This window comes from Paenibacillus sp. SZ31, assembly GCF_012912005.1.
Classification (GTDB): domain Bacteria; phylum Bacillota; class Bacilli; order Paenibacillales; family Paenibacillaceae; genus Paenibacillus.
The window spans coordinates 75,496-100,911 of record NZ_JABBEA010000007.1 but is presented as its reverse complement, the minus strand read 5'-3'; the positions used below and the strand labels follow the sequence as shown (position 1 = coordinate 100,911).

The window sequence follows — 25,416 nt, the reverse complement described above, 5'->3', positions numbered from 1 at the left end:
TTAACATAAAGCAAAAGGACCCTTAACCAAGGGTCCTTTTCTGTTGCTGCTGTTGTATATTTTCGTGTATGACCTTCGGTACCTCTTCCAGTGCAGTGATGGTATACATCGATGTTTCCGGATTAGGCTGAAGTTCTACGATGTTATATTGCCATTCATTCGGTTGTTTGATATATATGCTGTGAATTCCGGCTTTTACCGCGGGCATAATGTCTGTCCGTAGTGAGTTGCCGATCATCCATGTTGTACGACGATCAAACGGACCGTTAGACAGAATGCCTTCCAGTGCCTCGATGTTTTTGTGTTGTCGGATATAGATCCGATCATCAAAATAAGCTGAGAGCTTCATCTGATCAATCTTTCGCTGTTGGATCACGGTTTCGCCGCCCGTATATAAGTAGAGGGAATGTCCAGCTACTTTAAGGTTCTCAAGCGTTTCAACCATATGAGGGTAGGGTTCAACCTCCTGATCGTACACACTCATGCCCAACTTGCTCAGATAGGACTCTTCTCTGGGAGAAGTTAATCTCGCGAACTTGCCGGAGAAGTAACGATAGGTATCAATCAGGGATTGCGGGAAATGATGACTTGCAAATCCAAGCTTGTTCACTCCAGTTACATCAATCTCCAGCTGTTTTTCGCGAATCTCTTGCGTTGTCAGAGAATGTCCATCAAACCACTCCTGCATATTCTCGAAGAATTCCCCCAAAATCAGGTTAAAATACTTGTTACAATATACGAGTGTATCATCAAGGTCAAACAAAATATGTTGCTTCATTATTTTCATGTTCTAACTCACTCCTTGTAGCCAGTAACTCCACAATGGTTCAACTAAATTATATGCGAATATAAGATTCAAGGAACATATTCAATTCAGATACGCCATCCGGTCGAATACTGTATTTCTCTTTACGGTTACTTCCGAGCAAATGAGTTCGTAGCAGGCCAGCGATACGTAGCGCCATCACCTGGTCTTTGACCGTGTCTTCGTCTTTACCCAATTCTTCACACATCTCAGCGAGGGATTTGGGTTCATCCGATACGTAACGAAGCAGACGAAGTCTTTCGGGATCAGCCAGTGCGTGGGTGAAACGTAAAAGGCATGTTGGCGGCTGGTCTTCATTCTCTTCGGGGACATCTACGGGATACTGAATGATCATCATACCCTCATAGAAGCAGTACATATTAATAGGACGATTGTGCACTGTGGGGAAGAGGATGACTTCGTTCAGTCCAGGCATCGGTTCAACAAGAACGCCGGCTGTAGCATATTCAATAAGCAGTTCGGGTCCCATTTTATCAAGCAAAATGCGTTTTTCTTCGGCATCTTCTTCTAGCCATACGCGCTGATCTTCACTCATATTCTGACAGTAGTGTTGATCCCATAGTCGCAATAATGGGACATAACTGTTCCGAATACGCGTAGATTCTTCTATTGTAAGAGCGGGCAAAAGTGGAGAGACCCGTGCATATAGGTCTTCCGCTGTCATTCCGGCAAGCATGTCCAGAAAATCACGATTCTCCGATGTATCATTTTGATATGCTGCCCATGCAAACAAGACATCAAAATCATCAAAGGGCCAAGTGGCAGCAGGTGCGAGCGCAGCTCGGACATTGGAACTTAGTTTACCTTCCACTTCCAGAATCCATTCAGGACCAATATCCAGATGCTGAATCCATTTTTTCGTGACATAAACCAGAAAGCTGTTGAGCATTTCATATATCGGTGAAACATCAATTTTAACATGATAAGCCATAATGTTGCAGAATCCTCCCGTCACATCTAAATGTACGCAGCGACTTAAGTACGATTAGTGCGTGTTCAAAAAGTCTGGTTTTCAGTACCAAGAAGATGGAATGAAGATAGAAATGGAGTAGCGGAGCGTATAAAAACTACGTGAGCAACGGACATTTCGGCTGAATTTCATCTTCGAAGCTGATGATGCCACTAGGCATGATTCGTAATCAAAAGTGAACTTTTTGAACAACCTCTATTATGGCTTGTTTTGCAGGGCGTTGTCCACTATAATGTTCAAGTCCGGGGCAAAGCCCTGATCCATGAATAGCAGTTCAAAACCATATGTATACCATACGAAAGTCGTCAGCGATGGCGATTTTTCTTTGTGTGCTCGCAGGAGGAATGAATTCGTGTCATCGATTACTCGCCCCAAACTATCACACTCGACAGCCAATTATCTGATTTTGATTATGGTTATTGTGGTAGCGGGAATTAGTCAGGGGCTTCTGCTGCCTGTGCTTTCGATTTTTTTGGAGCAAAAAGGGGTTTCACCAGGTTTAAACGGCTTAAATGCCGCCGCGTTGTACATTGGCTCTTTTGCCATGACTTTAGTTGCGGAGCGACTATTGGGAGCACTCGGGTTCAAAAAGCTGATTGTGGGTGGCCTGATATTGGTCATGGTCCCTTTAATATTGTTTCCGTACTTACCAGATATTAAAATATGGTTCATTTTGCGTCTGGTCGTTGGAATAGGAGACAGCGCACTTCATTATGCGGCTCAGCTCTGGGTGCTGCTCGTTACTGCACCTGAAAAGCGTGGACGCTACATATCGCTATATGGCATGTCCTATGGTCTGGGATTCAGCATTGGTCCGCTGGGCATCAAGCTGCTTGGATTCGGTGATGCAGTGCCTTTCTGGGTGTTATTCGTATGTATTGCCGCAGTGCTTATACTGGTATTAATGAAGCTTCCAGATACGAAGCCGGAAAAAGCAGAGCATGGCCAACTGCCGGAACGTCGCTTCCGTCGTAGTCTGGCATGGGCTTGGTATGCACTTTTACCAGCACTCTTATACGGATATATGGAGGCGGGTATGAATAGTAACTTCCCCGTGTATGGTCTACGTATTGGATTCGATACCAATCAGATTTCCTCGTTGCTTCCTTTTATCGGAATTGGAGGGTTGTTCCTTCAATTGCCTCTGGGTATGTTGAGTGACCGATATGGGCGAAAGAAGGTGTTAATGTTTGCGGGCATCAGCGGAGGAATCATCTTCATGCTGGTTCCAGTCGCAGGTACGCATTTTTGGTGGACACTTGTATTGTTAACGATCGCAGGTGGCCTGGTCGGTTCATTTTTCTCACTGGGACTTGCCTATGCCGCAGATATTTTGCCTAAAGTATTGCTGCCTGCAGCCAACGTCGTGGCTTCCTTTCATTTCACGATTGGAAGTATTATTGGACCGAATCTGGGCGGTCAGATGATCAACTGGATTTCACCTGGAAGCATGTTTACGTTGCTGGGAATCATGTACCTTCTTTTCGGCGCGGCAGGTATATTATTTCGTCGTAAACCTGAGTTCGAATCTGTGTTAAAATAGAAGCTGGTGTTCGCATGGAAATTGATGTCCATTTCCGAGTACACTAGTGGTAGGGAAAAACATGGACAAGAGGAGACATCGCGATGATCAGAGTAGAGAACTTGAGTAAATCCGTTGGCGTGGACCGCGTTCCCGTTCTACGGGATATTCGATTTGATATGCAACAAGGTGAGATGATTGCTGTAGTTGGCTCAAGCGGTAGTGGGAAAAGCATGTTGCTCAAATGTTTGGCCATGATGGAAAAATGGGATTCTGGTCGGTTTACGGTGGATGGTGCCGAGATTTTAAAAGAAGGCTGGTCAGGTAAACGGAAAATCAAACGGGAATGGGCATACTTGGAACAAAATCCAGAATTATTTCCTAGACGTACAGCTCTTAAAAATGTATTAATCGGACGATCGGGTCAGACTCCCGTATGGAGAATGGTGACCGGTATGGTACGTTCCGATGATTATATGGGTGCGATGGATTATCTCGAAAACTTGGGATTACTCGATAAAGCACATCAGATTGCAGAGAAGCTGAGTGGTGGCGAGAAGCAACGTGTGGCCATTGCAAGAGCGCTCGCTCATGGTGCCAAAGTGGTTCTGGCCGATGAACCTGTGATTGGTCTTGATCCTCACACAGCGGATTCGGTGCTGGAAACGCTACGCAAATTATGTGAAGAAGAACGTGCAACGGTTATTGCAGTATTGCCTATTGAACTTGCTGAGAAACATGCCACACGGATCTGGGGATTGGCAGACGGCAAGATTGCTTTTGATATTCGTGGACGCAGACTGACACAGCAAGAAAAAAACCAGATTTAAACTATTGAAAAGAGTGATGAGATTGTTTAATTCACGGTGGGGACGCTTCATTGCAGCAGGAACGATGGCGATTATGCTTGGTTCTGTTCTAAGCGGATGTACTGTCATAAGTGACCCCAAGGGTTTGATGAGAAAACCAATGATGTCTACAGATAAGGAAAAACTGTACAACGTGGTTCAGGTTAAACTGCCGCCAGAGAGCACGTTGATTCGTCCCAAGGATATGAATAATACCAGTATGATTCGAGTGGAAGACCTGAATGGGGATGGGACTCGGGAAGCGATTGTATTTTATGAAACGCCGAATGAGAATGTTCGAATCCATGGCATGATTTTGGAAGAGCAGGGAGGCACATGGGTTAAAAAGCTTACATTTGATGTGCCTGGAAATGAGCTGCAATCCTTTAAAGTATTGGATATTACGAATGATGGTAATCCCGATATTATACTTGGGGTTAGTTTACAGGAGCAAAAAGCTTTGACTGCCTATTCGTACAAGGGCGGGGCACTGGAACAGGTTCTGGGTGGAGTCCCGTATAATCAATATATCATTGATGATGCACAAGGGAACACGCTGGATTTGAGCGGAGATGGCAAGAGTGATTTTGTTATCATTTCACTGAACAACAGTGGTTTTGCAACGATTGCGTTATACCAGTACGAAGATGGAAGCTTCAAGGAAGTTGATCGGGTACAGACCGATTATACCGTTAAAGAAGTTTATAATGCTCTGGGCGGAGAGATCGCAGAAGGACAAATGGGCATTGTACTGGATGCAGAGCTGGATGATCGGAGTTCCTTCTCACAGATTATGTATGTTAAGGATAATAAGTTAGTCAATGCTTTCAAATCACCGGATCAAACGTACAGAGATGACAAAATTTTAAGCGGTGATGTTGATAATGATGGTATTATTGAGTTTGGACTCAAAGAGACTCCAAAAGGTTGGGAGCATTACGTTTTTGACTCTCGGTTGTGGTTCTATACCTATTATCAATGGGATGGCAAAGACGGCAAGAAATTTGTCTCATTCCAATTCCGGGATGATGCTGATTTATTTCATCTAAACCTTAAGCCAGAGTGGTACGGTAAAATCACTATTGATACCAAATCGGAAAAGGAAAAATATATTCGATTTAAAATGATTGATACGGACGAAACCGTGGCAGAGATCAAATATTTCACCCTTTCCCAGTGGGAACAGGAGAAGGGTAAAAGCTGGAAGGAAATTACGCGCACCAAAGATCGAGTTATTGCTTCACGAGTAGCACAATCAGAGGCGGGTAAAGATGCACTGAGTAATACTTCTCAGCTGAATAGAAAGGGAGAACTTAATGAGTAAAGTACTTATTCTTGAGGATGAAGAATCCATCCGCAGTTTTATAGTGATTAATTTAAAGAGAAACGGATTCGAAGTGCTTGAAGCGGGAGACGGCCATGAAGCGCTTCGCATACTGCAAACGGTACCGGATATTGATTTGGCTCTGCTGGATGTCATGGTACCAGGTATTGATGGATTTGAGGTCTGTCGACGCATACGTGAAACCAATGAACGTCTGGGTATCATCTTCTTGACCGCCAAAGTTCAGGAACAGGATAAAGTATACGCCCTCTCCGTTGGTGCAGATGATCACGTAAGCAAGCCTTTCAGCCCAACAGAGTTGATTGCACGTATTCAGTCCTTGTTACGTCGTGTGAACGTGCATCGGGAAACTGCGGCAAAGGTTACGTTCCAGTCCGGACCATTTTCACTGGATCTGATCTCGAAACAATTTAAAAAACAGAATGAAGCCATTGAGTTAACTCCCACGGAGTTTTCATTGATTCAGTTTTTCCTGGAAAAAGAAAATACACCGCTCAGCCGTGATGTGTTGTTAGATCACGTATGGGGCAAAGAATACATGGGTGATCCCAAAATTGTGGATGTAAACATTCGTCGTCTCCGTCAAAAAATTGAGAACAATCCTTCCGAGCCCGAATACCTGCAGACTGTATGGGGTCACGGGTACAAATGGAAGGGCCGGGAGCAATGATTAAAAAAGGCATTACACGGCAGATCGTACTACACTATTTCTTCGTAGTTTTTCTTGCTCTGCTGTTGGTCGAATTCGTATTTATGTTGGCAGTACAAAGGTATTATTATGAAAGTATCTACAATACGATTAGTACCCATATTTCCAATTCAAAGGACTTTTTCGAACCGATCGCCCGTGAGAATAATACGGAGGACGGTAATAATCTGTCCAGACTGATTGTGAATTTGGCATTATCCAATACTGAATTGGAAATTTTGGATCTGAACGGGCGCGTATTGGCGAGTTCGACTGCTTTTGAATCTGACCGTGCTGTGTTGCAAACCAGTGATATTATGCAGGCTTTGAACGGGGATATGGGACGCTGGATTGGAAGACAACCAGGTACTGGAGAATCCGTCATGGCCGTTTCACACAAGTTTGATCTGGGCGGCGAAAACACGTATGTTATTCGATATCTGACATCACTCGAAGATGTGAACTCCAAGCTGCTGAATATGGGATTGCTAGCCGCTGCGGTCGGTGTTGCCGTGCTTACGATTGTCTTAATTATCAGTATAGGTATGGCGAATTCCATTGTGCGTCCAATTAACAACATCACTGCAGTATCTGCTCAAATGGCCAGGGGACGGCTCGATGTCCGGGTTAAAGGGAATTATAAGCACGAACTGGGCGAATTGGCATCGACACTTAACTTTATGGCACATGAAATCGTGCGTAGTAATCAGATCAAGGATGATTTTATCTCTTCGATCTCACATGAACTAAGAACACCTCTGACCAGCATCAAGGGCTGGAGTGAGACACTGGACTCAGGCGGTTATGATCCGGAAGAAACTCGTATCGGGATGGGTATTATTTCCAAGGAAACCGAACGACTGATTGGACTTGTTGAAGAGATGCTGGATTTCTCCAAATTGCAGCAGAATCAGATGAAGCTGGTCAAAGGAACCGTCAACATTCGTGAAATTGTACAGGAAACGATGTTGAATGTCTGGGCCAAAGCGGAACAAAAACAGGTTCATCTCAAGTTGGAAACGGATGAGACTCGTGCTTATAATGTCCATGGAGATGGCAACAGACTGAAACAAGTCTTCTTGAATGTTGTGGATAATGCGATCAAATTTTCACATGAAAATTCCTGGATATTCTTATCCGTCAAAGAGGAGAATGGTCAGATTATTGCAGCTGTTCAGGACACCGGTATCGGAATCAGTGAGGAACACCTAATTAAAGTGCGAGACCGCTTCTTCCAGGTCAATCATCAGAATGGGGGAACGGGACTGGGGCTTGCGATTACGCAGGAACTGGTAGAACTGCATGAGGGAACCATTACGATGCAGAGTGAACTCGGATCGGGGACAACCGTTACGGTTACGTTACCGGCTGTGGCTGAGGAGATGGGTACAGAGGAATCTGTAACCCAGTCTGGTGATGCTGAAGTCGCAGATGAGCGAACAGCAAGCGATGTGAAATTGGATCTAGAAAAGTCTTAAGGTTTTAAAAGATAAGAGATTTTTCTACGTGATGATCGAGCATGCACGCTCCATAACACTCATATCAACACAAAAAAAGGCGAGCCATCCGAGGCTCGCCTTTCTTATATTATTTATTTAATTATGAAGAAAGTTCACCAGCGCGCAGGCGCCCACTTTTTTCATATACTTCTTTCAATATACGGACAGGTTGCGTACGGACAGCCGGCTTAGCAGAGACGATCTCGTTAGGTCCAACGACAACAATTTCATCCGCCGTACCCTTCACAATTGCACCGTCTTTGATAATCGCACCTTCACCGATGATGGCACGTTCGATGTGAACGCCACGACCTATGCGTGCGTTAGGCATGACGACACTGTCTTTAATCTCGGAGCCTTTACCCACTTCAGCACCGCAGAAGATTACGGAACGTTCTGCACGACCTTCAATGGCACAAGAGTCGTGAATCATGGACGTCACATGTTCAATCTTCGTATGTCTAGCTTTGTAAGCACTTGGCTTGGAGCGCCAGTCGCGAGTAAACATTGGCCAGTTTTCTTTTTGAAGACTCCAGTCTTCTTCGTTATAGAGCAGATCCATATGTGCATCCCACAGACTCTTAACTGTACCTACATCTTTCCAATAACCATTAAAGTTATAGACAAAGAGGGGATTATTCTCGTTCAACATCTGAGGAATCACATCTTTACCGAAGTCATGGCTGGATTCAGAGTTAGCAGCATCTTCCAAGAGATGGCGTTTCAGGTACTCCCAGTTGAACATGTAAATGCCCATTGAAGCCAGATTACTTTTTGGTTCAGCCGGTTTCTCGGCAAACTCGGTTACACGCAGATCAGCATCGGCAGCCATGATCCCAAAGCGATGTGCTTCATCCCACGGAACTTCCATAACTGAAATCGTTGCTGCGGCATTATTGGCTTGATGAGCCTCCAACATTTCGCGATAATTCATATGATAAATATGGTCACCCGACAAAATTAGAACATTTTCGGGGTTTTGTTGGTCAATATAGTCGATATTTTTATAAATAGCATCCGCCGTTCCCAAGTATTCGTCATTTCCTGTATGATAAGATGGAAGCAAGGAGATTCCTGCCTCACTTGAGTTACCATGTCCCCATGGTTCTCCTCCACCGATATGATCATGTAATGAATCCGCTTGATACTGCGTTAGTACACCTACAGTGTCGATCCCTGAGTTAACGCAGTTACTGAGAGGAAAATCGATGATCCGGTAGTGCCCGCCAAACGGTACAGCGGGTTTTGCGATACTTGAGGTTAAAGGGGCTAATCGCTTCCCTTCTCCTCCCGCCAACAGCATAGCGATGCAATCTTTATTAAACATAATCGTTTCCCTCCCAAAATATTGTGCATTGTAGTACATCATTAACGCAAAGTGTAGCAAGTGAAACGATGATTGCTGTAAAAATTCTGAAAATATACAACATTTTTTAAAACACCGCATTTTTCTTTTCAACTTGGCTAGAATGGGGTAATGGTTACTGTTATATCTATTTTCTGGAGAAGAAGGTGATCTTTTGGCCATTCAACCGTTAGCACACCCGGACATATTGCCGGAGCATATTTATTTATTTCATGAAGGTAACCTTCATCACAGTTATCGAATGTTGGGCGCGCAGCCTGAGACTTGCGATGGCCGTCAGGGTTATCGCTTTACCGTATGGGCACCAAATGCCGCAGAAGTAGGGCTCGCTCTGGACCGTAATGGTTGGAAAGGCGAACAGGAACCTTTATATAAGATACCCGAATCAGGATTTTGGAGTCGTTTTTTTCCGGAAATCAGTGAAGGAACTTTATACAAGTTCCGTATATTAACGGAAGATGGAACAGAATTGCTCAAAGCGGACCCTTACGCGTTTCAAGCGGAGGTTCGACCTCAGACAGCCTCTGTCACCAGTTCAATCGAAGGTTACAAATGGAATGATGGAGCTTGGAGACGTAAACAACGTGCCATGTATAACAAACCTCTACATATTTACGAAATGCATATGGGAACCTGGAAGCGCAAAGAAGATGGTAGCCTCTTTAGTTATCGTGAGATGGCTGACTTGCTCGTTCCTTACTTATTAGAAATGAAATATACACATGTTGAGATGATGCCTCTCAGTGAGCATCCCTATGACCTTTCATGGGGATACCAGAATACGGGATTCTACGCGCCAACGAGCCGTTACGGGCACCCGCAAGATCTGATGTATCTTGTGGATACACTGCATCAGGCTGGAATTGGCGTATTGCTGGATTGGGTACCTGCACATTTTGCCAAAGATGCTCATGGGTTGCGTATGTTCGATGGAACGCCTTTATATGAGTATGCAGACCCGATGTTAGCGGAGAAACCAGGCTGGGGTACGCTCAGTTTTGACTACTCGAAACCTGAGATTCGTTCCTTTCTGATCTCCAATGCACTGTATTGGATGGAGATGTATCATTTTGACGGACTTCGTGTTGATGCGGTTACGAGTATGCTTCGGCTTGATTTTGAGAAGCAGCCAGGACAATACCGTACCAATGATGAAGGGGGTCTCGAGAACAAGGAAGCTGTAGCTTTTTTGCAGCAGCTGAATGAGACAGTGTTCAAGTATTTCCCTTATGCATTGATGATGGCTGAAGAATCCAGTGCATGGCCAATGGTGACGTTACCTGTAGATGAGGGTGGCCTGGGTTTCAACTACAAATGGAACATGGGCTGGATGAATGATACGCTTGATTACATGGAATCTGATTTTCATGAGCGTCCTTCCAAACATCATTTGCTGACTTTCCCGGTCGTATACTCCTTTGCTGAAAATTATGTGCTACCTCTGTCTCATGACGAGGTTGTTCATGGCAAAAAGTCACTCCTCGACAAAATGCCAGGAACCTATGAACAGAAATTTGCCGGCATGCGTGCTTTTCTGGGCTATTTTATGACTTTCCCAGGGAAAAAGCTGCTGTTTATGGGTGGAGACTTTGGCCAGTTCATCGAATGGAAAGATGAAGATCAACTGGATTGGTTCTTGCTGGATTATGACAGTCACCGCAATTTGCATAAGTTTGAGCGTGAGCTGTCTAACCTGTACTTGGGCGAAAAAGCTTTGTGGGAGCTTGATCATTCCTTGGACGGTTATGAATGGATCACTCCGGATGATCAGGACCAGAGTGTCATTTCATATGTACGCAAAGGAAAAAAACCTGCGGATACACTCCTTGTGCTCATTAACTTTCAGCCGGTCAAGCGGGAGCGTTACCGGATTGGTGTCATGCGTCCCGGTATGTATACCGAAGTACTGAACAGTGACCATTCCGTTTACGGCGGTTCAGGCATTACTAATGATATGCAGCTACCTACCGAAAAGATTCCTTTTCATGGGCATCCATATAGTCTCGAATTGGTTTTGCCTCCGCTGAGCATCGTGATTCTAAAAAAGAACACGCGTCGGAAAACGGATGAATCGCCTGCGAGTATAACTTCCGTCAGTTCAAAAACGAAGAATAAGAATGAAAGTAATACGCTCAAACCGAAGAGGAGGACAAAGGCATGAATATTCTATTTGCTGCTGCTGAAGTACATCCATTTATCAAAACAGGAGGCCTTGCTGACGTAATCGGTGCTCTCCCGTTCGCTTTGAAGAAGGGCGGGGCAGACGTGCGTGTGATTATGCCTAAATACAAGGGAATTCCCGATGAGTATAAAGACGCATTACAGCCAGTCATTACAACAGATGTGCCCCTTGGCTGGCGTAGACCCTATTGTGGAATAGAAATGCTGGTTTTTGATGGAATTCCAGTTTACTTTGTGGATAATGAGTATTATTTTGGGCGTGACGGAGTGTACGGGTATATGGATGATGGCGAGCGCTTCGCCTTCTTCAACCGTGCAGTGCTCGAAGTGTTGCCACAGATTGAGTTCAAGCCTGACGTACTGCACAGTCATGACTGGCATGCGGGGATGATTCCTTTGTTGCTTGAAGCTCACTATAGACACGACTCATTCTATAGTGAGATACGTACAGTATTCACCATACATAACTTGTTGTACCAAGGGGTATTCCCGCATGAGTTATTCAGTGAAATCCTTGAGCTGGACGATCGATATTTCACTGTGGATGGGGCCGAATATTATGGTAATGTCAATTTCCTGAAAGCAGGAATTGTGTACGCAGATCATGTAACGACCGTGAGTCCAACGTATGCAGAGGAAGTGCAGACATCCTACTATGGGTATGGCCTGGACGGACTGCTCAGTTCTCTTGGAGATCGCTTCAGCGGGATAGTGAACGGAATTGATACCAAGAGCTACAACCCGGCAACGGACACTAAGATACCAGTGAAATACAGAACGAGTCTGTCCAAGAAAACGGAGAACAAAATTGAGCTGCAAAAGGAACTCGGACTTCCTGTTCGCCCGGATGTACCTCTCATGGTCATGGTCACAAGGCTCGTGGATTCCAAAGGGCTTGATCTGGTCTGCCGCATCCTGGATGAATTGTTATACTATGATGACATTCAATTTGCGGTACTGGGAACAGGGGAGCAGGCGTATGAACACTGGTTCCGTGAAGCTGCGAATCGTTATCCGCTCAAAATGTCTGCCCAGATTAAATTCAACGATGGGTTATCCCGTCGGTTCTATGCAGGCAGTGATATCTTCCTGATGCCATCCAGATTCGAGCCATGTGGTATTAGCCAGCTACTGGCTCTGCGATACGGCAGTGTGCCTCTCGTAAGGGAAACAGGTGGTCTGAACGATACCGTGCAGGCATATAACGAGTTTACAGGAGAAGGGAATGGCTTCTCGTTCACGAGCTTTAACGCACATGACATGATGAATACCATTCGGCGTGCAGAGGAGATTTACAAACAGCCAGAACACTGGAAGAAAATTGTGAAGAATGCCATGGGCGGAGAATATAGCTGGAACGTCTCAGCTGAGGAATATATGGATATCTATCGCCGGATTACGCTTGAACCTGTAAATTAATGCAGTCGTGAATGAGTCACAGCATGTGATGCTGTGGCTTTTTTATGCAATAAAACACTTCCAGACTTCAGAATGAACGTACTCCATTTATCTGAAAGTGGTAGAAGTGTTTTCCCTTTGCCATGATTATGCTTGGACTGAATCGTTAAAATGGATGGTCGCCGGATCGAGCTGCCTGTACAAAATGCGGTACCCATAGGGGTCGAGCTTAATATTCATCAATCCATCGGTTGGAAACACAGGCTCTTCGGTTAACGCATCTTTCCAGTCTTTCGTCTCCATGGGATGTGAGAGCGTACGATCTTGAGGTGTATTGTTCATCCAAACAGTAAAGTGGAGGTTGTCATCTACGCGTTCGTACACGATACAGGGATCATTATGATCAGCCTTGAGGAAACGGAAACGTCCTTTGCGCAGGGCTTCATTGCTTTTGCGTAAATCGATCATTAGACGATAAAAATCATAAAGTTCTCTGTCTTGCTTGGCCGGGTCCCATTCCATACATTTTCGACAATCGGGGTCAGCATCACCACTAATTCCAACTTCGTCGCCGTAGAAAATACAAGGTGTACCGATATAGGTGAAGAGAAATACAACTGACAACTTTAATCGGCGTTTGTCTTCTCCTAACCGGGTGAGCAGGCGAGGGGTATCATGGCTACACAGCATATTGAAGATGACCTCATTCGTTTGTTGTGGGTATCGCATAATCAATGAACCCATTTCGTTGGCAAAATGATAACCATCCATTGATCCACAGAAGAACTGAAGCACTTTGTCGGCAAAAGGATAATTCATGACGGAATCAAATTGATCCCCCATAAGCCAGGTCAAGGAATCGCTCCATACTTCACCAACAATATAGGCTTCGGGATTCGCGGCTTTAACAACTTTGCGAAAATCACGCCAAAAATGGTTGTCCACTTCATTCGCTACATCCAGACGCCAGCCATCCAGCTTGATTTCCTTTATCCAGTACTCAGCCACATCGAGTAGATATGCCTTAACCTCAGGATTGGCTGTATTGAACTTGGGCATGTTGCCATAGAACCCAAACGTATCGTAGGTGGGTATACCATCCTTGATCTGAACCGGATATTCATTGATGTGGAACCAATCGGCATACGTTGAATTTTTTCCATGTTGGAGTACGTCCTGAAAAGGAGGGAAGTCTTCACTGCAATGGTTGAACACCGCGTCCAACATGACACGGATACCCAGGCGATGGCATTCTTCTGTCACTTGTTTGAGCATGGCGTTATCACCGAAATGGGGGTCAACTTTTTTATAGTCAATGGTGTCGTATTTGTGGTAGGAATTAGCCTGGAATAACGGGGTAAAGTAAATGGCGTTCACGCCAAGTTCAGTCAAGTCATGTAGATGATCCAGCACACCTTGCAAGTCTCCACCAAAATAATTGTCCAGCTCAGGTTTGCCACCCCAGTCGTGGGTTCCTTGAGGATTCAGCTTGGGATCTCCATTGGCAAACCGCTCGGTCATGATCTGATAAAATACAGCTTCTTTGGCCCACTCGGGTACCTTAAACACATCGATCTCATGTATATAAGAGAACTCATAATATCCTCCGGTTGGATAGGGGGCCTCATAATGAATGCCGTTATCCGCGAGGAAAACATCTTCCGAACCGGCGGTTATCCGAAATATATAGGTGAGGCGTTTGAATTGAGGTTTGACGGCAGCCTCCCAATAATCAAACATGCTATCGGCAGCAGCCTTCTCCAGTTGAATTTCCTTGTAAGTTCCATTCCAATTGTACTTATCTCCGGTCAGTGCAGTCACGTATTGCACATCATTTCGCTTGGTTCGTACGCGTAGATGTATGGTAGACGAATCATAGGCATAGGCCCACTTGTCACGAGGAACATGATACATGGCTTCAAGCAGCATGACAGCACCTCCTGAATATAGGATAAGTTATAGAGGTTGTTCAAAAGCCCGCTTTTGATTAAAAGTGATGCCTATCGGCATCATTGGCATCGAATATGGAATTCAGCCGAAATGTCCGTTGCTCACGTAGTTTTGCCTACGCTCCGCTACTCCATTTCTAGCTTTATCCCATCTTCTCGGTACTGAAAACCGGTCTTTTGAACACGCACTTATAGTTATAATTAACCAAGTTAGCCAGCAAACGAAACACAATTCCTGTAATAAAATGTATTGTTTTCAGTGTTTTCAAGGGTTTCTTTCACAGCATATCCAGCTTCTTACTGAATATACTCACAGCTAAATCAAGAAAAGGGTGCCTTGAACAAGCTTGGATTTCAAGTCTGTTCAGGGCACCCCTGTATAGCATGTTGAAGCGATTCTTAGCGAATAGCTTGCTCGAACTCTGTACGGATGGATTGAAGCAACTCCGGCTGGCTCAGGACGTCGTAGGCTGTTGTAGCGAGTGCCTTGGCTCCCAAAATCATCCCGTCCAGCGCACGCTCTTGGAGTGCAAGATCACGGAAGGCTATGGAGTGCAGTGTGTGCACTTCGTCTACAACACGAATGTAGGGATGGATGGCAGGACATTTCAGGGAGACGTTACCGATGTCCATGGAGCCATGATCGTTACCACTCACAATCTCTTCTTGCGGGATGCCGAGTTCCATTAGATTTTGACTAAAAGCAGCTGAGAATGCTTCATTGGTGACCATCTCATCGTAGGACGTTTCATAGTTGGATGTCACCAGCTTGCAACCTGTCTGGAGAGCAGAACCTTCAGCGATCTGAATCACACGTTCTGTGAGGATATTCAGTTCTTTGCGAGTTGCTGCACGTACATAAAATTGGGCTGAAGCATAGTCAGGAATGATATTTGCTGCCTGCCCTCCGTTGTTAATCACACCATGAATGCGAACGGTGCTTTTCACTTGTTGCCGGAATGCGTTGATCCCGTTGAACGTTTGAATGACAGCATCAAGTGCATTAATGCCTTCGTGCGGACTTGCAGCAGCATGTGAAGAGCGGCCATGGAATTCAAATTGTACAGCATCAATAGCCAGTGAACTGCCGGACTTTTCGTAGGCATAATACGGATGCGCCATGAGAGCGACATCGCAGTCATCGAACAAGCCTGCTTCTGCCATCGGAACTTTCGCACCTCGTGTCTCTTCAGCTGGTGTACCAAACACTTTAATCGTTCCACCTACTTCATCCAGAATGGATTTCAGCCCAACAGCAGCACCAAGACTCATCATGCAGATTAGATGGTGACCACAGGCGTGACCGATCTCCGGCAAAGCGTCATACTCACACAGTAATGCGATGGTAGGGCCGGGTTTGGCGGCCGAATAGGTTCCGATAAAGGCTGTGTCCAGTCCCAGAATTGGAGCCTCTACAGTGAAACCATGGAAGAGCAATTCTTCTTTCAAACGGGCAGAAGCGAGATACTCTTCATTTCCCAGTTCGGGGTTGGCACCGATATATGATGAAATGGCTTTAAAACGGGAAGTATATTGATCAATAACCGTCAGGATCTGTGATTTATTAGATGTCATTAGTAAACTCCTTATGCAAAAATGAAAATAATCCATTGATTATATCATGTTTGCTTCATTTTTTCAGAAACAAGTCAAGATTTGTAATGTCAAAATGCATTGCATAATCATGCATTGTACTTTATAATGACTCAGTCATCAACATGAGAAGCATACAAAGTATTGTAAGGGGAGAGAAAAAGGTTGAAATTGATAAGTCGTTACACCATGATGCTGTTGACCTTTGTTATTCTGCTGACGACTGCCGTTCCTGTGGCATTTGCAAGTGGAACTACAGATAATTCAAGCAGTAAAAAGCTGGTGCTCGGTACAAGTGCCGATTTTGCACCATATGAATTCCATAAAGTGATTAATGGCAAAGATGAAATCGTCGGCTTCGATATTGAGATCGCCAAAGAGATTGCCAAAGATCTTGGCGCTGAGCTTGTGATTGAGGATATGGGCTTCGACGGTCTTCTGCCTTCATTGCAGAGCGGGCGTGTTGATCTGGTGGTTTCAGGTATGACGCCGACGGATGAGCGGAAGAAAAGTATCGATTTTTCCGACACCTATTATAAATCAAAACAAGTGATTATGGTTCGCAATGTGGATAAAGACAAATATCCAACCATGGCAGAACTTGAAAATGCGAAGATTGGCGTTCAGAAAGGCTCCATTCAGGAAACGATCGGACAGAGTATTCCAGGAGCGAAGCTTACTGCGCTGGATAAAATCTCGGATATCGTGCTTCAACTTCAAACAAAACGAATTGACGCGGCAATCGTTGAAGATACGGTTGCTGCAGGTTATCTGGACGATATCATTGGACTTGCTGCTGCTGTTCCGGACGAAGAGCAAGCAGAAGCGGCAATCGGGATTCGTAAAGGTAATACCGAGCTGCTAGCTGCAGTAAATGGAACACTGGAGCGACTGAAAAGTGAAGATAAAATCAATCAGATGGTGACGGACGCCAGCCTCTTGATGGCGGATAAAGCGAACAAATCACAAAATATTTTCCAAGTATTCTGGGAGTACAAAAGTTTCTATGCAACAGGTGTAGGATACACGCTCCTGTTATCTGCACTTGGTGTAATATTTGGGGTTATCATCGGATTGATCATCTGTTTGTTCCGTTTGCATGACGCTGCAATCTTGCGCTGGATCGGTACGGCTTATGTTGAAGTTATCCGTGGTACACCGATGCTGGTACAGCTGATGATTATCTACTATGGTATTTCCTTGACGTTTGGAATTAATTTCTCTGCTCTTCAAGCGGGTATTCTCACACTTTCCATTAATAGTGGTGCCTATCTGGCTGAGATTTTCCGTGCAGGTATCCAAGGTGTGGATCGTGGTCAGTTGGAGGCAGCGCGTTCCCTCGGAATGGGCAGAGGGGCAGCAATGCGTTACATTATATTGCCGCAAGCCTTCAAAGCTGTATTACCAGCGATCGGTAATGAATTCGTGACTATTATCAAAGAATCCTCCATTATCTCCGTTATCGGTATGGTGGATATTATGTATCAGGCTAGCGTGGTCAAGAACATTACGTTCCAAGGGTTGAGTCCGTTTCTAATTGCAGCAGCCATCTACTTTGTAATGACGTTCATTTTGTCCAAGCTGCTGGGACGACTGGAAAGGAAGTTGAGTGCAAGTGATAGACGTTAGACAATTACACAAATCTTATGGTAATAACGATGTACTTAAGGGCATTAACGTGACGATTGGCAAAGGTGAGGTTGTCGTGGTTATCGGTCCTTCCGGCTCAGGTAAAAGTACATTCTTGCGTTGTCTGAACTTGTTGGAACAGCCTACCTCGGGAGAGATTGATTTTGAAGGCGTATCAATCACCGATCCGAAGCACAACATCAATGCGACTCGTGAAAAAATGGGCATGGTGTTCCAGCATTTCAACCTGTTCCCACACAAAACGGTTCAGCAAAACATCACGATTGCTCCAATTAAAGTGAAGAAGCAATCCACGCAGGAAGCGGAGAAAATTGCTGCTGATCTGCTTAACACGGTAGGCTTGTACGATAAAAAAGATACATTCCCAAATCAGCTGTCCGGTGGACAGAAGCAGCGGATCGCCATTGCAAGAGCGTTGGCCATGCAACCGCATGTGATGCTGTTTGACGAGCCTACTTCAGCACTGGACCCCGAGATGGTCGGTGAAGTGCTGGATGTCATGAAACGTCTTGCAGAAGGCGGGATGACCATGGTCATTGTGACGCACGAGATGGGTTTTGCACGTGAAGTGGGAGACCGGATCCTGTTCATGGATGGCGGGGTTATTGTAGAAGAGGGAACACCAGATGAGGTGTTTGGAGCACCGAAAAATTCACGTACACGTGATTTTCTTGCGAAAGTACTCTAAAAGAACTGATCAAATAGCGTTACTGACTTCGAGTCGGTGACGCTATTTTTTTATGCGAAATAATCACTTAAGGATTCGAAAAGTAACTTTTCTGTTACCAAATATAAAGAAATCGGTTCGTCAAACTATTCTGAATTATCCAGTATTCTTACAGTTGATGACATGCTGAAAACCATTTGGTAAGAATTACTACAAGTTCAGGTTACAAAATTGTGATATATTGAACTCTGCCGAAACTTCCGGACAGGGAGTGCGGGGGATGTAACGATGCAGACCGTGCAGGGGGAAGATCTAAGGCACACTGCTTGGGGTGAATTAGGGGTACATAACGTTTCACATGTAACGAAGAACCTATAGGGTGGCTCCTCATCCGAATCCGACAACTAACTTCGCAGGCATAATGAGGGAGGAAGACCATGATTAACAAGAAACGTATAGCCAAAACAGCAGTAGCATTAATGACAACAGCAATGCTCATTCAAGCCGTTCCGGCTCACGCAGATTCAGTTCATGTGGCCAAAGAAGGGGATACCTTCTACACCTTATCGAAACAGTATGGAGTAGCACTCAACACGTTGGTTAAAGCAAACAACGACATTTCGCCTTACAACATTTATGGTGGTTTAAAAATTAAGATTCCCGGTAAGGCAAACAATGTAGCAGCTGCTGCGGCTACGGAGAGCAAGACCCAAGCGAAGACTGTTACTACAGCAAGCTTGGACGTTAACGCAGATAACAAAGTTGTTCAAGCCTGGGGAAAAACGTTCGATTACAGTAAAGCAGTGAACGTGAAAGCAACGGCATACTCTGCAGATCCGTCCGAAAATGGGGGATGGGGTGCTGTGGATTACTTCGGGAATGATCTTGAATTGGGTACGATTGCGGTTGATCCCAGTGTGATTCCACTGGGAACCAAAGTACTGGTAACCGGTCACAGCCATCCGGGATTGCCAAAGCAGGCTTTTGTAGCGACAGCACGTGATATTGGTGGTGCAATCAAGGGTCACCGGATTGATATCTTTATCCCTGGTAGCAAGCAGTCCGTAAGCACATTTGGTTTCCAGGATATCGAGCTGTATATTCTGAAGTAGAAAATTAATTACATCTAACCGAAATCAAACAGGGTGTCTGCCAGTCGCTACTTGCGATTGAACAGGCACCCTTTTAACATCGTCATCATTTCCTACATGGACATCCTAATCCTTGGCTTTTGGCAACCCCAACATCTCGTCCAAGGTGACCAGTTCATACCCCCGATTACGCAGTTCCTCAATAATTTCAGGTAAAGCCTCAATCGTGCCATTCAAGTTCGAACCCACACCGCCCCCGGCATGTTGCAGAACGATGGAACCGGGTTTTACGGCAGATAGGATGTTATCCTTCACCTCTTCCTTGGAGAGGCCTTTCCAGTCCAGTGAGTCAACGTTCCAGTTCACAATGCTATAGTGTTGTCTGGCAGCCCATTGCAGCTGTTCTTCATTAATATCTCCGTAAGGTGGCCGGATCATCTTGGGCGTATATCCTGCTAGGTGATGAATGATATCCCCAGTATGTAAAATTTGTTTGCGAAAGGCATTCATCGACAGCTTACTGAATTCCGGATGATTGTAGCTGTGATTGCCAACAATATGCCCTTCCTTAACTATACGTTTCACCAGATCCGGATGTTTCTCAGCACGACTACCAACGATAAAGAATGTAGCTCTGACTTTATATTTCTTCAATACATCTAATACCTGTGGAGTAAATCGTGGATCGGGCACGTCATCAAAAGTCAGGGCAACCTGCTTCGTTGAAGGACCATTCGTTTTGAACGTATCCGCATATTTTTGACGTAATTGTCCCAATGTCAGTTGTTCTTCTTCCGCGGAATCTGAAACTGATACTGATTCACTTGGCGGGCTTGAAGCATCCCGCGATGAAGCTGGAGCATGGTATCCTCCGAAAAAAATAACGATAACCATCAGCATAATGAGGCGTACGCGCATAATAACGGCCTCCTTTTCCAAAAATGATGTTCTCCTTGGTATGTCCGAGGTGTCCATAAAATATGCGTAGTGTGAGAATTTTCATTGCGGATTTATCTTGTTAAAGCCATAATTCCTCCATATATAACATATAGAGAAGGATAGGTGGATGGTTATGAGTACATATGATTTGAAATCGATACGTTTACAAGTGATTGAGGCAGGAGATGATAAGGTTTTTCTCGTTACCGGAGGAAAGGCGCATATTGGCGCTGTAGCCACGTTCTACGTGGATCATGAGCGCGTAAGCGGGACGACGGTACATATTCCGGGTCACAAGGAACAAGAGCTGTGTGAGCGGCTTGCCCGAAAGGCCGCCCTGCAGCTGAAAGTAACCGTTACGGTGATCATGGGTATCCATTTTGATTCCATTACACGGATGCAGATCGACGAAATCGTGCAGACTGCAGAGAGGCTAATGGAGGATCATCTGAACAAGGATAAAGGATCTTCCTAACATGAAGAGCAATCGCAAGTTTTGATTTTATTTGCTAAAATTGAAACGAGTTGTAGATTGTTACGTATGTATGTTTATATACGATGTAATATCGACTAGGAGGAATAACATAATGTCCATTTTCAAACGATTGCGTGATTTAACAATGTCTAATATCAATGCCATTATTGACAAGGCGGAAGATCCAATCAAGATGACGGACCAATATATCCGTGATATGCAAGAGGATCTGGAAGATGCGGAGAAAGCAGTAGCCGCACAGATTGCCATTGAGAAGAAATTCAAGCAGCTATTCGAAGAGCAGGAAGCTCTGGTGAAGAAACGTGAAGAGCAGGCGCATACGGCGGCTCGTGCTCAGAATTTGGATCTGGCTCGACGTGCTTTAGAAGAGAAAAAGGTTGCTGAAGAGAAGATGGCTGAGTACAAAACCAGCTATGATCAGAACAAGGCTTCTGCAGATAACCTGCGTGGCAAGCTCGACGAGATGCGTAAGCAGTTGACTCAAATGAAGAACAAACGTGAGACATTGGTAGCACGTTACAATGCAGCAAAAGCTCAAACGGAAATCAACAAAGCGTTGAATGGGTTTGGCTCTGATACGGCAAGTGCTGGCATGAAGCGTATGGAAGAGAAAATGATGCAGATGGAAGCACAGGCAGAAGCAAGCAACGAAATGTCCTCCAAAGGCAAGTCTTTGGACGAAGAGTTCGAGAAGTTGGGTAAAGACCAGGCTGTTGAAGACGAACTCGCAGCATTGATGAAACAGTACGATAATAAGAACTAACACCTTGGTTGTCAGCAGGGTTAACCAGCGGAGGAGAAGAGCGTTTCTCCTTCGCTTTTAAATGCGGTTCATGTTGATATGTGGGGGCTGTGTAAATGGATTTGAACATTTTGGCGATGCTGGTCTGGACCGTATCTGGTTCGGTTTTGCTGTTTGTCCTGATGTATGTTGATTCACTGTTCACGAAATATAAGGATTTTGCTGAAGTTAAGGCTGGCAATATGGCCGTTACTACACGTATGGTTATGAAGTTATTTGCACAAGGGTATGTACTCGCTACGTCTATTTCTACGGCTGGTCACCTGGGAGAAGCACTGTTGGTCTCCGTTGTATCCTTTATCATTTTGTTGATTCTGGAGAGTGTCGTACACTTTATGATTCGCAAATGGGCCACTTTGGATCTGGATACCGGAATTCAGCAAGGAAAAACAGGATATGGGTTGTTCTCTGGCGCTTTACATATCGTGGGCGCACTGATTATTGCAGCTTGTTTATAAGATAAGGAACAGGAGTAATTCTCATGAGTGTATGGAAACGAATTAAAGGAATACTAACGAAACCTGAACCGCCGCAGGCAGAGAAAACCATGCTACAGCTTGCACCTGGTGATATCTGTGAGGTTTCTCTCGTCACTTATGAAGTCGTTGGTCGGGTACAAAATCGCGCTCGAAATGCAGTTGTGCTTACGCTGCAGGATGGTACCGCCTTTCGATATTTGCATATCGAAGAACGGGAAATTACCCGTTATGCCTTATATATAGCAATTGATGGCAGACTAGATGCACCTGATGAGGTGCCTACATTGCTGGACCTGGATGGACGCGCATATCATCTGGAGGAAGAATATGATGGCATGGTATCTACGGCAGGCAGAACTCCGTATGGCCAGGCAGGAGAACAATTGGTATGGCAGTATCAGTCGGATGATAATATGCTTCTTCGCGTAGAGTGGCAAGACAGAAGATTTACATTGTATGAGGGTGAGTCCATTATTCCTGCGGATATCAAAGTGATTCGTTCGAGCTAGGAGAGGTTCCAATGAAAAAACGCTTGGCACATGGATTAAAATTAATGCTGGTCCTCAGCCTTGTGATGTCTCTGTTGTCCGCGTGCGGAGCACCTTCTGTTCAGGACACATATCCGCTTGAATCGGTTAGTGGCAGTGGTAACTCAACGTCCTATGTGTACCGGGCCTCGGACCGAACGGTTCCGGAAGTGGCTCAGGAATTGTCTGACCAAAGGCAATCGGATCAGATCTCGGCAGAGAACACAGAGCGTATGTTCCTGGTGTATCAGGACGAGTATTATCATCTGCAACAAGATCCGAATAAGCCGGAGGATACCTTGGTTGAGGTGGACTCAAAGGAGTATGTTCGGCAGAACTACGATTCATCTTTTTTACAAGGTTACCTGACTGCTACATTAATAGGTAATCTGTTCGATTCTTTTGGTGGACGGGGCAATGGTAATTATCGGGGTTATACCAATAAAGATACGTATAAACCGAGTGCAGGATCTTACCGTACACCAACGAGTAATGACAAGAAGGTTGCTCCACCCATTACTGTGGATCGGAAAGGTACAATTACAAGGCGCGGAAGCGATAAAGATTCAAGCGTGGGATCTGGCGGAGGATTATTCAACCGTAACAAGGATCAGAGCAAGGGAACCATTGATCGCAACAAAAGCAGTGGTGGCCTGGGCGGATTGTTTGATTCACCTAAGAAATCTTATAAAAAACCAAAAACCAGAGTGGGCGGCGGCCGCATTATGAGGCGTAGATAACATTTAATCGTAAGCGTCGCTGTCAAGCGAATAGTTTATTTAAGAACAGCGAAAAGGGAAGGCGGATTCATCTCGCCGGCACATTACCTTGGAGCTGTTCTTTTTGGTTTACGATTTGCGAACATGATTGGATTTGCGTACGCGGGGAATCGTTGAAGCAGGCTGCTTGCGAATCCAGCGGATAAATGGCATCATTCGTTCATCCTGTCTCAAGGATTGCAGGTCCGTGAGACCGAGAGTTACAATGTCGCGATTGGTGTATAGCGAATGAATCTGTTTGTGACAGGGGATGCACAGATTGGCCGTAGGCAGAAAAGTTCCGCCCATTTCTTTGGGTGTCAGATGATGAATGGTCGTGTCCACAGGTTCTCTTCCGCATAATTCACATCGTTCACTCATGATGTATCGCCTCCCTTTGCATTTGTATTATGGGCATATACGCTTGCTTTCATGTTGGATGTGAGCGATGTACTTGTCATCTTACCGCATTCGGGCTACACTTTTCTTAAACGATGATATGTCTCTAGGAGGTAAGAATACTTTTGAAACTAAACTCACATTCATATGATATGACAACTGCCAAGTTCAATCGTACAGCTGTACAGGTACCGGATGCCCAAGCCAAAATAGCTGCACGCGTGACTTCAGGCTCCATAGAGAAAGTTGGCCTCGAATCTGCCCATGGACGTACACTTGCAGAGACTATTCAGGCACCTCATCCGTATCCATTCTTCCGCAGATCGGGTATGGATGGATTCGCAATTATAAGTACAGATACCCTAGATGCATCGAGTGATCATCAAATCTGGTTTCGGGTAATTGACGAAATTCCTTGCGGTTACACCTCGGACCACACCATTGTTTCAGGTACAACGGCTCGCATCATGACAGGAGCACAGGTTCCTGAAGGTGCGGATGCCGTGGTCATGATGGAGATGACTGAGAGTAAGGAAGAGAACGGAGAACAGTGGATTGCATTGAAACGACAGATATTGTCGGGCGCTAACATCACACCAATCGGACTGGAAGTCCAGGAGGGTCAGAAACTGCTTGAAGCAGGAACGATCATCAGGGCAGGAGAGCAGTCCGTGTTAGCGACTTTTGGCATTGCAGAAGTACCTGTATTTCAACGTCCTAAGGTTGCGATATTCGCCACAGGAACGGAATTGCTTGATGTAGATGAGCCACTGCAACCAGGTCGGATTCGGAACAGCAACAGTTATATGTTGCGTTCTCTAGTCGTTGAAGCAGGTGGAGAGCCGGTAATGTATGGTTCCATTGCTGACGATGTGAACACAGCAAGGGTGAAGCTGGAAGAAGCCATTCAAGATAATGATATCGTGGTGACCACAGGCGGAGTGTCTGTCGGGGATTATGATATTATGGGTGAACTTGTGTTGGAAGAACATGTGGAGATGTTGTTTAACAAAGTGACGATGCGACCAGGCAGTGTAACCACAGCTGCTGTGTACAAAGACAAATTACTTTTTGCGCTTTCGGGTAACCCAGGGGCTTGTTTTGTGGGTTTTGGTCTATTTGTTCGTCCAACCATTCGTTCCATGCAAGCCGATGCTCATCCTTATTTGGAAGAATGGACTGCGACCTTGGAAGAAGGGTACGCCAAAGTAAACAATTTCACACGATTCGTACGTGGACGCACAGAGATCCGCAACGGAATGGTGTATGCCATACCCGCTGCTGCCCGTGTAGATGAATCCAGCGTGATGATTACGATTAAGGACAGTGATTGTCTAATTGTTATTCCTCCTGAGAAAAAAGGCATTCCTGCGGGGGAACAGGTGCGCATTCTCAAACTGCCCTCAGGTCATGTGAGGTAGTT

The 25,416-nt window shown here is 45.2% G+C and carries 23 protein-coding genes and 1 riboswitch; of the genes, 16 read left to right on the top strand and 7 right to left on the bottom strand.

Features of this window, described 5'->3' with window-relative positions:
* Window positions 1–22: 22 nt before the first annotated feature.
* Both HF638_RS15580 and HF638_RS15575 read right to left on the bottom strand, forming a co-directional pair.
* Complete coding sequence (locus tag HF638_RS15580) at window positions 23–787, bottom strand: HAD family hydrolase (protein ID WP_169481022.1); 765 nt, start codon at window positions 785–787, stop codon at window positions 23–25.
* 49 nt (window positions 788–836) lie between these two features.
* Entirely contained in the window at window positions 837–1,757 is a 921-nt protein-coding gene (locus tag HF638_RS15575) for an ArsR/SmtB family transcription factor (protein ID WP_169481021.1), read from the bottom strand.
* Between the two features lie 391 nt (window positions 1,758–2,148).
* Between HF638_RS15575 and HF638_RS15570 the strand changes: the two genes are divergently transcribed.
* The 5 genes from HF638_RS15570 (at window position 2,149) to HF638_RS15550 (ending at window position 7,677) form a co-directional block, all read left to right on the top strand.
* Complete coding sequence (locus HF638_RS15570; protein ID WP_169481020.1) at window positions 2,149–3,339, top strand: MFS transporter; 1,191 nt, start codon at window positions 2,149–2,151, stop codon at window positions 3,337–3,339.
* A gap of 83 nt (window positions 3,340–3,422) precedes the next feature.
* Entirely contained in the window at window positions 3,423–4,148 is a 726-nt protein-coding gene (locus tag HF638_RS15565) for a phosphonate ABC transporter ATP-binding protein (RefSeq protein WP_062834868.1), read from the top strand.
* A gap of 22 nt (window positions 4,149–4,170) precedes the next feature.
* Window positions 4,171–5,490 carry a hypothetical protein gene (locus HF638_RS15560; protein ID WP_169481019.1) on the top strand — a complete coding sequence of 440 codons (1,320 nt, stop codon included), beginning with the start codon at window positions 4,171–4,173 and terminating at the stop codon, window positions 5,488–5,490.
* Window positions 5,483–6,181 carry a response regulator transcription factor gene (locus tag HF638_RS15555; RefSeq protein WP_017688086.1) on the top strand — a complete coding sequence of 233 codons (699 nt, stop codon included), beginning with the start codon at window positions 5,483–5,485 and terminating at the stop codon, window positions 6,179–6,181. The genes HF638_RS15560 and HF638_RS15555 overlap by 8 nt, the downstream gene beginning before the upstream one ends.
* Window positions 6,178–7,677, top strand: coding sequence for a sensor histidine kinase (locus HF638_RS15550; protein ID WP_169481018.1), 1,500 nt, complete (start codon window positions 6,178–6,180; stop codon window positions 7,675–7,677). Before HF638_RS15555 ends, HF638_RS15550 begins: the two co-directional genes overlap by 4 nt.
* A gap of 121 nt (window positions 7,678–7,798) precedes the next feature.
* On the opposite strand, the gene HF638_RS15545 is transcribed toward HF638_RS15550, so the two are convergent.
* Entirely contained in the window at window positions 7,799–9,025 is a 1,227-nt protein-coding gene (locus HF638_RS15545; protein WP_169481017.1) for a glucose-1-phosphate adenylyltransferase, read from the bottom strand.
* Between the two features lie 193 nt (window positions 9,026–9,218).
* On the opposite strand from HF638_RS15545, the gene glgB reads away from it, so the two are divergent.
* Both glgB and glgA read left to right on the top strand, forming a co-directional pair.
* The gene (glgB, locus tag HF638_RS15540) at window positions 9,219–11,225 is read left to right on the top strand and encodes a 1,4-alpha-glucan branching protein GlgB (protein ID WP_169481016.1); all 2,007 of its coding nucleotides are present in this window, start codon (window positions 9,219–9,221) and stop codon (window positions 11,223–11,225) included.
* Window positions 11,222–12,664, top strand: coding sequence for a glycogen synthase GlgA (glgA, locus tag HF638_RS15535; RefSeq protein ID WP_169481015.1), 1,443 nt, complete (start codon window positions 11,222–11,224; stop codon window positions 12,662–12,664). Before glgB ends, glgA begins: the two co-directional genes overlap by 4 nt.
* 126 nt (window positions 12,665–12,790) lie before the next feature.
* On the opposite strand, the gene HF638_RS15530 is transcribed toward glgA, so the two are convergent.
* Window positions 12,791–14,572: an alpha-glycosidase gene (locus HF638_RS15530; RefSeq protein WP_169481014.1), complete on the bottom strand. Its 1,782-nt coding sequence runs from the start codon at window positions 14,570–14,572 to the stop codon at window positions 12,791–12,793.
* Between the two features lie 419 nt (window positions 14,573–14,991).
* On the bottom strand, window positions 14,992–16,167 hold the full coding sequence (locus HF638_RS15525; protein ID WP_169481013.1) for a M20 family metallopeptidase: 1,176 nt from the start codon (window positions 16,165–16,167) through the stop codon (window positions 14,992–14,994).
* Window positions 16,168–16,350: 183 nt separating this feature from the next.
* On the opposite strand from HF638_RS15525, the gene HF638_RS15520 reads away from it, so the two are divergent.
* The 3 genes from HF638_RS15520 (at window position 16,351) to HF638_RS15510 (ending at window position 19,614) form a co-directional block, all read left to right on the top strand.
* Window positions 16,351–17,814 (top strand): ABC transporter substrate-binding protein/permease, encoded by a 1,464-nt coding sequence (locus HF638_RS15520; RefSeq protein ID WP_169481012.1) that lies wholly within the window; start codon window positions 16,351–16,353, stop codon window positions 17,812–17,814.
* Complete coding sequence (locus HF638_RS15515) at window positions 17,801–18,523, top strand: amino acid ABC transporter ATP-binding protein (protein WP_017688094.1); 723 nt, start codon at window positions 17,801–17,803, stop codon at window positions 18,521–18,523. Before HF638_RS15520 ends, HF638_RS15515 begins: the two co-directional genes overlap by 14 nt.
* 218 nt (window positions 18,524–18,741) lie before the next feature.
* A riboswitch (cyclic di-AMP (ydaO/yuaA leader) is annotated at window positions 18,742–18,937 on the top strand.
* A 2-nt stretch (window positions 18,938–18,939) separates the two neighbouring features.
* The gene (locus HF638_RS15510) at window positions 18,940–19,614 is read left to right on the top strand and encodes a 3D domain-containing protein (RefSeq protein ID WP_169481011.1); all 675 of its coding nucleotides are present in this window, start codon (window positions 18,940–18,942) and stop codon (window positions 19,612–19,614) included.
* A 105-nt stretch (window positions 19,615–19,719) separates the two neighbouring features.
* On the opposite strand, the gene HF638_RS15505 is transcribed toward HF638_RS15510, so the two are convergent.
* On the bottom strand, window positions 19,720–20,511 hold the full coding sequence (locus HF638_RS15505) for a polysaccharide deacetylase family protein (protein WP_169481010.1): 792 nt from the start codon (window positions 20,509–20,511) through the stop codon (window positions 19,720–19,722).
* Between the two features lie 154 nt (window positions 20,512–20,665).
* On the opposite strand from HF638_RS15505, the gene lpdD reads away from it, so the two are divergent.
* The 5 genes from lpdD (at window position 20,666) to HF638_RS15480 (ending at window position 23,576) form a co-directional block, all read left to right on the top strand.
* Window positions 20,666–21,007 carry a prenylated flavin chaperone LpdD gene (gene lpdD / locus HF638_RS15500; RefSeq protein ID WP_169481009.1) on the top strand — a complete coding sequence of 114 codons (342 nt, stop codon included), beginning with the start codon at window positions 20,666–20,668 and terminating at the stop codon, window positions 21,005–21,007.
* Between the two features lie 112 nt (window positions 21,008–21,119).
* On the top strand, window positions 21,120–21,791 hold the full coding sequence (locus HF638_RS15495) for a PspA/IM30 family protein (RefSeq protein ID WP_076331579.1): 672 nt from the start codon (window positions 21,120–21,122) through the stop codon (window positions 21,789–21,791).
* A gap of 95 nt (window positions 21,792–21,886) precedes the next feature.
* Window positions 21,887–22,288, top strand: coding sequence for a DUF350 domain-containing protein (locus tag HF638_RS15490; protein WP_169481008.1), 402 nt, complete (start codon window positions 21,887–21,889; stop codon window positions 22,286–22,288).
* Window positions 22,289–22,311: 23 nt separating this feature from the next.
* Window positions 22,312–22,818, top strand: coding sequence for a DUF4178 domain-containing protein (locus HF638_RS15485; protein ID WP_169481007.1), 507 nt, complete (start codon window positions 22,312–22,314; stop codon window positions 22,816–22,818).
* An 11-nt stretch (window positions 22,819–22,829) separates the two neighbouring features.
* Window positions 22,830–23,576: a DUF4247 domain-containing protein gene (locus tag HF638_RS15480; protein WP_169481006.1), complete on the top strand. Its 747-nt coding sequence runs from the start codon at window positions 22,830–22,832 to the stop codon at window positions 23,574–23,576.
* Window positions 23,577–23,684: 108 nt separating this feature from the next.
* Here the strand turns inward: HF638_RS15480 and HF638_RS15475 are convergent, their stop codons facing one another.
* Window positions 23,685–23,975 (bottom strand): HNH endonuclease, encoded by a 291-nt coding sequence (locus tag HF638_RS15475; RefSeq protein ID WP_169481005.1) that lies wholly within the window; start codon window positions 23,973–23,975, stop codon window positions 23,685–23,687.
* 170 nt (window positions 23,976–24,145) lie between these two features.
* Between HF638_RS15475 and HF638_RS15470 the strand changes: the two genes are divergently transcribed.
* Window positions 24,146–25,414: a molybdopterin molybdotransferase MoeA gene (locus tag HF638_RS15470; RefSeq protein ID WP_169481159.1), complete on the top strand. Its 1,269-nt coding sequence runs from the start codon at window positions 24,146–24,148 to the stop codon at window positions 25,412–25,414.
* Window positions 25,415–25,416 lie beyond the last annotated feature (2 nt).

Excerpts from the sequence above, each read along its gene's own strand:
- HF638_RS15580 (WP_169481022.1), bottom strand. The coding sequence starts at position 787 with ATGAAAATAATGAAGCAACATATTTTGTTTGACCTTGATGATACACTC.
- HF638_RS15575 (WP_169481021.1), bottom strand. The coding sequence starts at position 1,757 with ATGGCTTATCATGTTAAAATTGATGTTTCACCGATATATGAAATGCTC.
- HF638_RS15565 (WP_062834868.1), top strand. The coding sequence starts at position 3,423 with ATGATCAGAGTAGAGAACTTGAGTAAATCCGTTGGCGTGGACCGCGTT.
- HF638_RS15555 (WP_017688086.1), top strand. The coding sequence starts at position 5,483 with ATGAGTAAAGTACTTATTCTTGAGGATGAAGAATCCATCCGCAGTTTT.
- HF638_RS15550 (WP_169481018.1), top strand. The coding sequence starts at position 6,178 with ATGATTAAAAAAGGCATTACACGGCAGATCGTACTACACTATTTCTTC.
- HF638_RS15545 (WP_169481017.1), bottom strand. The coding sequence starts at position 9,025 with ATGTTTAATAAAGATTGCATCGCTATGCTGTTGGCGGGAGGAGAAGGG.
- glgA (WP_169481015.1), top strand. The coding sequence starts at position 11,222 with ATGAATATTCTATTTGCTGCTGCTGAAGTACATCCATTTATCAAAACA.
- HF638_RS15530 (WP_169481014.1), bottom strand. The coding sequence starts at position 14,572 with ATGCTGCTTGAAGCCATGTATCATGTTCCTCGTGACAAGTGGGCCTAT.
- HF638_RS15525 (WP_169481013.1), bottom strand. The coding sequence starts at position 16,167 with ATGACATCTAATAAATCACAGATCCTGACGGTTATTGATCAATATACT.
- HF638_RS15510 (WP_169481011.1), top strand. The coding sequence starts at position 18,940 with ATGATTAACAAGAAACGTATAGCCAAAACAGCAGTAGCATTAATGACA.
- HF638_RS15505 (WP_169481010.1), bottom strand. The coding sequence starts at position 20,511 with ATGCGCGTACGCCTCATTATGCTGATGGTTATCGTTATTTTTTTCGGA.
- lpdD (WP_169481009.1), top strand. The coding sequence starts at position 20,666 with ATGAGTACATATGATTTGAAATCGATACGTTTACAAGTGATTGAGGCA.
- HF638_RS15495 (WP_076331579.1), top strand. The coding sequence starts at position 21,120 with ATGTCCATTTTCAAACGATTGCGTGATTTAACAATGTCTAATATCAAT.
- HF638_RS15490 (WP_169481008.1), top strand. The coding sequence starts at position 21,887 with ATGGATTTGAACATTTTGGCGATGCTGGTCTGGACCGTATCTGGTTCG.
- HF638_RS15485 (WP_169481007.1), top strand. The coding sequence starts at position 22,312 with ATGAGTGTATGGAAACGAATTAAAGGAATACTAACGAAACCTGAACCG.
- HF638_RS15480 (WP_169481006.1), top strand. The coding sequence starts at position 22,830 with ATGAAAAAACGCTTGGCACATGGATTAAAATTAATGCTGGTCCTCAGC.
- HF638_RS15475 (WP_169481005.1), bottom strand. The coding sequence starts at position 23,975 with ATGAGTGAACGATGTGAATTATGCGGAAGAGAACCTGTGGACACGACC.
- HF638_RS15470 (WP_169481159.1), top strand. The coding sequence starts at position 24,146 with ATGACAACTGCCAAGTTCAATCGTACAGCTGTACAGGTACCGGATGCC.